Genomic DNA, 9,879 nt, shown 5'->3' with positions numbered 1-9,879 from the left:
GACTTGAAAGAGACGTATGGCAATACTTCACAGTCTTACCAGGAATCCGCAGTGTCGGAGTAATGGGAGACGGAAGAACATACGATTACACAATCGGCATTCGTGCGGTAACAAGTATTGACGGCATGACAAGCGACTTCGCTCGCATCCCATGGGAAGTCTTACAAACCATTAGCGCAAGAATTGTTAACGAAGTTGGACATGTAAACCGAGTGGTGTATGACATTACAAGTAAACCACCTGCTACGATTGAGTGGGAGTAGGAGGGGGGGATCATTCGTTTTGTCTTCCTGCTCATCATTTCTAACAATTTATGTTACAGTAATACAGGATAGAAAAAAGTCTGAACAAAAAAGATTAAAGAAATTAATTAGTTTAAAAGAAAGAATGTTTCTTGTAAGAGATTGGAGTAACTGTTTCGAGATAATATAAGTAAAAATGTATTAAATGTATTGGATACAAAGGAACATATTTTTCCTAAAAATAATTTAATAATAGCCTTACAATTAGAAGAGTTAAATGAAGAATATAATGATTTATTGAATATAATTGATTTGATAGATACAAATAGAAAGTACTTGTAATACTAAGAGATATTTAAACAATACATTTGAAAAAGAACAATTAATGGAATCTCTCTCTGATTTATTGGCCTTCTCGAATGAAATGTGTAAACGAAAAATTCTAAAAAATAAGCTTATAAAAATATTGTCAAATAGATAAAAGATAACAGTCAGATAAAGTCAATAAAATTTACCGTTGATGTTTTAAGGGGGTTAGCTTTTTATGATGCTTTAACAAAGCCACGAGCTATTAAGGATTTTTATGAAAATGATGAACTTATATCAATAACTAAGGAATTAGCGGATACTCTTCGAAAAAATAAAACTATTGACTGGCAGAAAAGAGAATCTGCAAGGGCCAAAATGCGTATGCTCATAAAAAAAATTACTTAAAAGCATAAATATCCACCAGAAGGAATGGAAGATGCTGTTCAAACCGTTATGATACAGTGTGAGCTTTGGACTGATAACGTTAGTTTTAATGAAACCAATAAAATCTATTCGTACAGGCACCATAAATTGGAGGATTTGTCCTTGGTTGCGGAAGAAAAAGAGAATTATAAATAATAAATTAATAGAAAAATTGTCAATTTTTATTATAAGAAGAAAACAGGAAGAGTGTTGAATGTGAATAATTGGATGGAAAATATAGTAAATTGGTTTGGAAATGCAGTAGTATTAATTGTTTTAATGCCTTTTTTTAAAGGGATACTTAAACATTTTTTTGAAACTATTATTAAATCAGTTTACGAAAAAAATTTAGAGCAGTTTAAAAATAATTTATATAGAAGTACAAGAGCTTATGAGTTATTGTTAAATCGTGAAATGAAATTTTATGATGAAGTACATGAAAATATGGTAGAATTAGGTCGTTTGCAATATGAGTTAAAGGCTTCGTTAGATAGGGATTCCAAATTAAATAATTCAATTGATGAATTTATACAGCATTATAAGAAATATACAGAATTATTTATTTCTATAAAAAATAAAGTTAGGATATATCGGTTATATATTCCTAAAGAAATTACAGAATCATTTTTGGAATTTATTAGACAAATTGAAATTAATCACAAATTTTGGCTTGAAATGACTGAAATTATATTGAACGATAGATATGATAGTATAAATAAAACTGATTGTGAAAAAATGATTAACTCATTTATCGTTTCTCTTGAGAAAACGCAAGAAAAAATTATTAATCATTTAAAAAAAATTAGTATTGAAACCTCTGCGTAACAGGAAGTTTAACTAAGACTTAGGACGTCTCTTTTTAGATTAATCTCCATAAAATAATGTTATAAAAAATGGGAATTTCATACGTTGAAGAGTAACATAACTAAAGTGAACATAGAAATTGACACACACCACAATTAAGGAGTTAAAAGTAATGTCTCATTTCATTTTGTACCACACAGAAGATGGAAATTCAAAGATTAATCTTACCTTAGAAAATGGAACGATATGGTTAACTCAACTTCAGATTGCGGAATTATTTCAAACAACTAAGCAAACCATCAGTAAACATATTAAAAATATTTTAGAAGATGGCGAGCTAGATGAAAAATTGGTTGTTAACTATCAGTTTACAGCCACTAATCAAAGTGAGATAGAAGATGGACTTCCAAAGAGAAAAGTAGCATCCTACAACCTTGATATGATTTTAGCGATAGGCTATCGTGTGCAATCTCCACGAGGAATACAATTTAGAAAGTATGCTTCTACAGTTCTAAAAGAATATTTCATTAAAGGCTTTGCTATGGACGATGAGAGGCTTAAAACTTTAGGAGAAGACAATTATTTTAAAGGACTTTTAGAACGGATTTATAATATTCGTTTTAGTGAAAAAGTATTTTATCGTCAATTGTTAGATTTGTTTTCAACATCCGTTGATTATAATAAAAATAGTGGAGAAGCTAAGAGATTTTTCACTACAGTTCGAAATAAATTACATTTTCTTATTCATCATCAAATACCAACTGAACCGGGGGATAATCAGGGAATAAAAACTGTTAAAGGAGAACTTCCAACATATTCTGACTCCAAAAGACATTTAACTGAAAAAGAATTGAGTAGATTTAATCAATTAGTTTCAGAATGTTTGGATTTTGCAGAAAAACAAGCAAAACAAGAATATACGATGACGATGAAAGATTGGAACTATCATATTGAGCAATTACTAAGTAAAATAGATGATGATATAGAGATTGATGAAAAATTTTTTTGTGAATCAATAGAAATAAAAGGTGAAACAAAAGAGCCAAATGATACTGAATATACTATAAATCAAGTTGAAAATGACTCTTTGAGGGAATTAAAGAAGATCGAAAATATAGTAAAAAATAGAAAATAATGAGCAAAACTCCTGCTGAAAATTTAGTCAGTAGGAGTTTTCATTCATTCTCTTTCTACCATTCTAAGAAATTCATAATTACATTAATCATAATTTCTTTTTCTTCGGGTTTTGATTCTGCTAATAGTAAAGTAATTGCTACTAAAGTACTGTCAGAAATAATTTTTTCTTCACCTTTAAACAATAAATTGTTTTTGTTGAGAAAATATAGGAAAATACTTGCAGCAATTCTTTTGCATCCATCAATAAAAGGATGGTCTTTAACTATAAAATAAAGAAGATTTGCCGCTTTTTCTTGATTGGATGGATAGATATCTTCTCCAAATGCGGTTTGATAAACTGAGCCGATTATCCCTTCTAATGCACCTTTGCTTTTTTCTTTTCCAAATATACTAGATGCACCATTAAATGACATACTATCAATGAGATTACGACACTCGTTATAGCTTAGTTGATAACTATCATTATTAGTTAATTTTGGTTTTTGAACAACTTGGTGATCATAATCATCTAACAACTCCAGTGCTTGAGTGTATTTTTGAATAACATCAAAAACTTCTTTGGCATCTAATTCAAGAACATCAGCAATAATATTAGATTGAATTTCGACTACCTTGTTTAATACTTTTAATCGTTTATCATTTATTGCATACCCTTGAATAATATATTCTTTTAAGATAGAGGTAGCCCATTTTCTAAAAGAAACGCCTTTTTGGGATTTTACGCGATATCCAACGGATATAATCATGTCGAGGTTGTAGTATTCGATAGATCTTTGTACTTTTCTGCCGCTCTCGTTTTGAACTGTCGCAAATTTTGCGACAGTTGAAGTATCTAATTCTTCTTTAAGTGCATTATTGATATGTTTTCCTATAGTTTACATCACGGTCAAATAAAATAGCGAGTTGACTCCTGTTTAACCAAACAGTTTCTTGGTCAGGGGTAACTTCTACGGGAAGTTCTAATTCACCGTCTTTATAAATAATAACTTCATTTTTCATAAAACTTAATCCCTCCTAATCTAATAATTTATCAGCTTCAAATATAAGTAAATCATAGCGCAAAATTAGAAAAAAACAATGGATTTCTTAATAAATTCAAGAGATATAGTTAATAATTGATAGATAAAAACTCCTGCTGAAAATTTAGTCAGTAGGAGTTTTCATTCATACTCTCTCAATCACTTCACAAATCCTATCAAAGCAATAATCTCTAATAATGAGATTCCCTTTGGCGGTTTTCAAAGGTGGAAGGGAGTGATTCTTTCTAATAACTCTATCACAAGCACCAATTGCTTGATCTTTTAACGTCAATAGTTCGTCTTTACTAAATGCCCCTGACACTTCTGCCATCCAAAAGTATAATTCCCCACATTTGACAGAATAAGGGAAAGGTTTAAGAGGATCTGATTGGGCGCAATAACATTTAATTAAATGCCACCATTGCGTAGGTTTTGCTTCAAGATAATTCACTTCAATACCATGCGCTTTGGCATAAGCAATATATCCCTCACGTTCTTGTTGATAGCCTGACTTGATTAAAGATTCTGTTATCGGACAAGGAGTATCCTTTTTATCATAGAAAAAATTTTGTACTTGTTGATTGTTCATGATATTTCTCCCTTAAAACTTTTATTGACTAATTATCCAATCCTAACATTACGTTCATAAGTAATTTCATGTTTCTTACAAAACTCTTCGAATTTTCTAGAGTCAAAATGCTGCCCAAATTCTTTTTTTAATTGTTTTTTAGTATCATGATTCAAAGGAATATTTAGATGATGCAAGAGATTAGTGAAATTTTCCGCATCTAATAAGTAAGTGACTTCATAATCGTCTCCATCAAAAATATCGACATCATAATCTTCGTATCCAATTATTGCTGAACCATCTGGATTAAGTGTGTATAAAAATTCGCTATCTGTCATCGATCGTACCTCCCTTATAAGCAGATTATATCAATTCTGAAATAACGTAAGCAACAAAAGTTATGTGATATAAAGTAATAAACCTGCCTTTTCAAAATAGTTAGATATGAGACCCGTAGGAGCTGCTATCGTCCCTTGCCACAATTTCAAAGAAAAGTCTAGTTTATGACGCCTTTAGTGTACGCCTCTCATAACCTATGCTATAATCAAGCAAAAAGTATTGGATTAAATTAGGAGAAATTATGTTGAAATTATTAAAAATTGATCGATTATTAGTGGAAACAGCAAAACTCCCTATGGTCAAAATTGATAGAGAGTTATTTTTAAGAAAAGAATTAAGAGATCGTTATCGTCCGGAAGTGATTGAATTAGCGATTCAATATAATCCGGCATATGCAGGAATCCCAGTAGAAGATATTAATAAAATTGCCAAAAGTTGTATTAAAGGAGAAGCTACTCAAGTAAGTACCATTTCAGCTGCAGCAGGACTGCCAGGTGGGTTTGCGATTCTTGGTTCACTTCCAGCAGATTTAGCACAATATTTTGCTCATATTTTGCGGATTTTACAAAAATTAATTTACTTATATGGCTGGAGTGAATTAGGATTTGACACAAAAGAAATGAATGATGAAACGAAAAATTTACTCATCTTATTTATCGGAATTATGTTTGGAGTTAATAGTGCGGTGAATACAGTTCATGCAATAGCTGCCCAAGTAGCCAAAAAAGTGGCAAAAAAACTTCCTCAAGAAGCGATTACAAAAGGCTTTATTTACCCTGTTGTTAAGAAAATTGCATCCATTCTTGGCGTTCAAATGTCTAAAAAAATCTTTGCTAATGGAGTGTCAAAAGCTGTTCCAGTTGTCGGCGCAGTAACTTCTGGTGCATTGACGTATATTACTTTTAATGCCATGGCTGAAAAATTAAGAAAACATCTAGCAAAAGATGATTTGGCAAATGTTGAAGTTTATAAACATCTGTCGCATCATGAAATCATTGATGCTGAATTTGTAGAAGAAATCGAATAAATGACTTCCCCTCTATTGAATGATGGAGGGATTTTTTTGCGATATAGAGAATGAAGCAAATATATTGCAATGATAGTGGTTGAATGCTATGATGAAATACCTGTTGTTAATGGGATTAGAACGTTTTTTTGTTTAAAAATTTTCAAGAAAATAGTTTATATGAAATACTATCTAACACCCTAACAAAGGTTTTAAAAAATTGTATCATTCCACTAAAGAAATTTGTAGCCAAACAGTCAAATAAAAGTGGTTATGAACGTTTTCAAAATTCAAAATGATAACTGTTTTTTCGGAATAAATCCTAAATTATCTAGAAAATAGTATAAAATAATGATTGATTTTTAAAATTTTCTTGACAAGCAAAAAAAGATATGTTAAATACTTGACGGTTATTTTTTGAAGGATTTTTGAAACGCCATTTTTCAAATTTTCTTTGGAAGAGAAAACTAGAAGGGAAGAATTATAAATGACACAATTTGATACACCAGAATACTTAGCAAAAGTGGATGCGTGGTGGCGCGCAGCTAACTATATTTCAGTAGCACAAATGTACTTGAAAGATAATCCACTATTACGTCGTCCTGTACAAAAAGAAGACGTTAAATTACATCCAATCGGACACTGGGGAACAATCGCAGGACAAAACTTTATTTACGCACACTTAAACCGTGCGATTAACAAATATGACTTAGATATGTTCTATATTGAAGGTCCTGGACACGGTGGACAAGTAATGGTATCTAACTCTTACTTAGATGGTTCTTATACTGAATTATATCCAAATATTACGCAAGATGAAGCTGGCTTCAAACAATTGTGTAAAATTTTCTCATTCCCAGGAGGAATTGCATCACATGCTGCTCCTGAAACTCCTGGTTCTATTCACGAAGGTGGAGAATTAGGTTATTCATTATCTCACGCAACAGGTGCTATCTTAGATAACCCTAACGTAATTGCTGCTGCAGTTATCGGAGATGGAGAAGCAGAAACAGGCCCATTAGCAGCTGGTTGGTTCTCAAATACATTCATCAATCCTGTAAATGATGGAGCTGTACTTCCAATTCTTTACTTAAACGGTGGTAAAATCCACAACCCAACAATTTTAGCTCGTCGTACTGATGAAGAATTAACTCAATTCTTTAACGGTTTAGGATGGGATGCAATTTTCATTGAAGGAACTGATCCTGAAAAAGTTCACCCATTAATGGCTGAAAAATTAGACGAAGCAATTGAAAAAATTCAAGCAATCCAAAAAGAAGCTCGTGCTAAAAAAGCTGAAGAAGCAACAATGCCTCATTGGCCAGTATTAGTAGTACGTACACCAAAAGGATGGACTGGTCCAAAAGAATGGAACAGCGAACCAATCGAAGGTGGATTCCGTGCTCACCAAGTTCCAATTCCAGTATCAGGTGAATCAATGGAACACATCGATGCATTATTAGACTGGTTGAAATCATACCGTCCAGAAGAATTATTCGATGAAAACGGAAAATTAGTAGAAGAAATTGCTGCTATTTCACCAAAAGGTGACCGTCGTATGAGCATGAACCCAATCACTAATGCAGGGGTTGTAAAACCAATGGAAATTACTGATTGGACGAAACATGCTGTTGACACTTCAACTCCAGGTGCTATCCAAAAACAAGATATGATTGAATTTGGTAAATTTGCAGCTGACTTAGTAAAAGCTAACCCAGAAAACTTCCGTATTTTCGGACCAGATGAAACTAAATCTAACCGTCTAAACGAAGTGTTTAAAGCAACGAACCGTCAATGGGTTGGTCGTCGTGATGAAAGCTATGATGAATGGATTTCACCAGTTGGTCGTGTTATCGATTCACAATTATCAGAACACCAAGCAGAAGGATTCTTAGAAGGATATGTATTAACAGGTCGTCACGGATTCTTCGCTTCATACGAATCATTCTTACGTGTAGTAGACTCAATGATTACTCAACACTTCAAATGGTTACGTAAATCTAAAACTCACGCTCCATGGCGTAAAAATTATCCATCATTAAACTTGATTGCAACATCAACAGTGTTCCAACAAGACCACAATGGATATACTCACCAAGATCCAGGTTTATTAACTCACTTAGCTGAGAAAAAACCAGAATTCGTACGTGAATATTTACCAGCAGATACAAACAGCTTGATGGCAGTTATGGCTGAAGCTTTAAGTTCAGAAGATAAAATTAACTTAATCGTTTCATCTAAACACCCACGTCCTCAATTCTACTCAGTAGAAGAAGCTAAAGAATTAGTAAGCGAAGGATATAAAGTAATTGACTGGGCTTCAACTGTAAAAGATGGCGAAGAGCCAGATGTAGTGATTGCTGCTGCAGGTACTGAACCAAACTTAGAAGCATTAGCAGGTATTTCAATCTTGCATAAACAATTCCCAGAATTGAAAATCCGCTTCATCAACGTTGTAGATATCTTAAAATTACGTTCTCCAAAAGTTGACCCTCGCGGTTTATCTGATGAAGAATTCGATAAATTATTTACAGCTGACAAACCAGTAGTATTCTGCTTCCACGGATATGAAGGTATGATTCGTGATTTATTCTTCGATCGTAATAACCACAATGTTCATATCCATGGTTACCGTGAAAACGGAGATATTACAACTCCATTCGATATGCGTGTTCTTTCTGAAATGGACCGCTTCCACGTTGCAAAAGATGCTGCAGTTGCTGTATATGGTGACAAAGCTAGCGAATTTGCTGCGAAAATGGATGAAACAGTGGAATTCCACCACAGCTATATCCGTGAACACGGTGAAGATATTCCAGAAGTAGTAAGCTGGAAATGGGAAAACGTTAATAAATAATAACAATTTTAATTGAATAGGGCAGTCGTCTGACGATAGATTTCTATCTGAGGGCGAGCCCTATTTTTGTATAAAGATGAAATGAACTTAGAAACATAACGATTCGCTATTTTAAAATGGGAAATATACTTCTTTATTATATGTCCATCGGATATAGACAAATAAAAGAAGAATTTGCTATAATATTCACATAAGTAAAGGGGAGTGAAAAATGATGAGTAAAATGAAGTTTTTATTAGGTGCGATGGCGTTATCAACTGTTGCGGTGACACAAAATGTGCAAGCAGCTGAAAATGAAGGGATCATTTCAAAATGTGCAGTGGAAGAGACAGCTCTTGTTAAAGGGGATGCACATGTACCTGTATCGAAGTGTGGACAACCATTTAGATATAGTACGCCTGAATGGAAAGTTGAAAAAGACGGCAGCAAAGTATTATATCGTGATGGAAAACGTGCGTTAAAATGGCAGGCGGTAGACAATACTTGGGTATTTATTGGGGATAACTTCAAACCTGTAAAAGGATGGCAAGTATTGCCAGTTGTCCAACAAGGAATGATTAATGCTGTTGAAGGCGATGATATTCATACATCTGTACCAGATAAAGGTTATTTTTACTTTAATGAACAAGGCTATTTACAAGAAAAATGGGTGTTCGATGATGGACATTGGTACTACATTCCAGAACGTGGTGTTGTTTCAAAAGGTTGGGTAGAAGTAAAAGATAAATGGTATTATTTCGATACATCTGGAAGAATGCAAACAGGTTGGAAAATGCTGAATGGAGTTTGGTATTACTTAAATGAATCTGGTGCAATGGAAACTGGCTGGGTTCAAGTAGATAGAAAATGGTATTACTTCAACACTTCAGGTAGCATGCAAACAGGTTGGGTGCAATGGAATGATGCTTGGTATTATTTTGCACCATCAGGTGAAATGAAGACAGGCTGGGTTGAGTCATCTGGGAAATGGTATTTCCTAAAAGAAAATGGTCAAATGGCTGTTTCTGAAAAAACAGCAGATGGCTATCAAGTAGATGCAACGGGAGCTTGGATTCGCTAGGAAAAGCAGTTGACAGTTTCAAAGATTGTCAGTATACTGATAACAATTAAATCGAGAGCAATGATCAAGCGCAGTAGAGACTAGCATCGGAGCAAAAAGAGAATTGTCGGTAGGT

General features: G+C 33.3%; 9 protein-coding genes, 2 pseudogenes and 1 other annotated feature (1 of these 12 cut by a window edge). Of the genes and pseudogenes, 7 read left to right on the top strand and 4 right to left on the bottom strand.

Going from position 1 to position 9,879, the window contains the following annotated elements; all coding sequences use genetic code 11:
• From RYL55_RS04535 to rhuM, 4 genes and pseudogenes are all read left to right on the top strand, one after another.
• Positions 1-263, top strand: a pseudogene (locus RYL55_RS04535) (GMP synthase (glutamine-hydrolyzing)); the annotation flags it as partial.
• 513 nt (positions 264-776) lie between these two features.
• Positions 777-1,130, top strand: a pseudogene (locus RYL55_RS04530) (type I restriction enzyme endonuclease domain-containing protein); the annotation flags it as partial.
• 60 nt (positions 1,131-1,190) lie between these two features.
• Positions 1,191-1,799, top strand: a complete 609-nt coding sequence (locus RYL55_RS04525) for a hypothetical protein (RefSeq protein WP_315007671.1) — start codon at positions 1,191-1,193, stop codon at positions 1,797-1,799.
• A 151-nt stretch (positions 1,800-1,950) separates the two neighbouring features.
• Positions 1,951-2,913 (top strand): RhuM family protein, encoded by a 963-nt coding sequence (gene rhuM, locus RYL55_RS04520; RefSeq protein WP_315007670.1) that lies wholly within the window; start codon positions 1,951-1,953, stop codon positions 2,911-2,913.
• A gap of 55 nt (positions 2,914-2,968) precedes the next feature.
• On the opposite strand, the gene RYL55_RS04515 is transcribed toward rhuM, so the two are convergent.
• From RYL55_RS04515 to RYL55_RS04500, 4 genes are all read right to left on the bottom strand, one after another.
• Positions 2,969-3,775 carry a virulence protein RhuM/Fic/DOC family protein gene (locus RYL55_RS04515; protein WP_315007673.1) on the bottom strand — a complete coding sequence of 269 codons (807 nt, stop codon included), beginning with the start codon at positions 3,773-3,775 and terminating at the stop codon, positions 2,969-2,971.
• Complete coding sequence (locus RYL55_RS04510) at positions 3,768-3,914, bottom strand: hypothetical protein (RefSeq protein WP_315007668.1); 147 nt, start codon at positions 3,912-3,914, stop codon at positions 3,768-3,770. The genes RYL55_RS04515 and RYL55_RS04510 overlap by 8 nt, the downstream gene beginning before the upstream one ends.
• 165 nt (positions 3,915-4,079) lie before the next feature.
• Positions 4,080-4,523 (bottom strand): hypothetical protein, encoded by a 444-nt coding sequence (locus tag RYL55_RS04505; RefSeq protein WP_315007666.1) that lies wholly within the window; start codon positions 4,521-4,523, stop codon positions 4,080-4,082.
• Positions 4,524-4,555: 32 nt separating this feature from the next.
• Positions 4,556-4,840, bottom strand: coding sequence for a hypothetical protein (locus RYL55_RS04500; protein WP_315007665.1), 285 nt, complete (start codon positions 4,838-4,840; stop codon positions 4,556-4,558).
• 242 nt (positions 4,841-5,082) lie between these two features.
• Here RYL55_RS04500 and RYL55_RS04495 point away from each other — a divergent pair, with 242 nt between their 5' ends.
• The 3 genes from RYL55_RS04495 (at position 5,083) to RYL55_RS04485 (ending at position 9,764) form a co-directional block, all read left to right on the top strand.
• Positions 5,083-5,868 (top strand): hypothetical protein, encoded by a 786-nt coding sequence (locus tag RYL55_RS04495; RefSeq protein ID WP_315007662.1) that lies wholly within the window; start codon positions 5,083-5,085, stop codon positions 5,866-5,868.
• Positions 5,869-6,334: 466 nt separating this feature from the next.
• Positions 6,335-8,704, top strand: a complete 2,370-nt coding sequence (locus RYL55_RS04490) for a phosphoketolase family protein (protein ID WP_315007660.1) — start codon at positions 6,335-6,337, stop codon at positions 8,702-8,704.
• Between the two features lie 211 nt (positions 8,705-8,915).
• Positions 8,916-9,764, top strand: coding sequence for a hypothetical protein (locus RYL55_RS04485; RefSeq protein WP_315007658.1), 849 nt, complete (start codon positions 8,916-8,918; stop codon positions 9,762-9,764).
• Between the two features lie 51 nt (positions 9,765-9,815).
• Positions 9,816-9,879 (top strand) — a binding site (T-box leader) (it continues 133 nt past the right edge of the window).

The sequence above is a fragment of the uncultured Granulicatella sp. genome (assembly GCF_963515615.1).
Lineage (GTDB): Bacteria > Bacillota > Bacilli > Lactobacillales > Aerococcaceae > Granulicatella.
The sequence above is the reverse complement of the archived record's forward strand: the minus strand, read 5'-3'. Positions and strand labels throughout refer to the sequence as shown.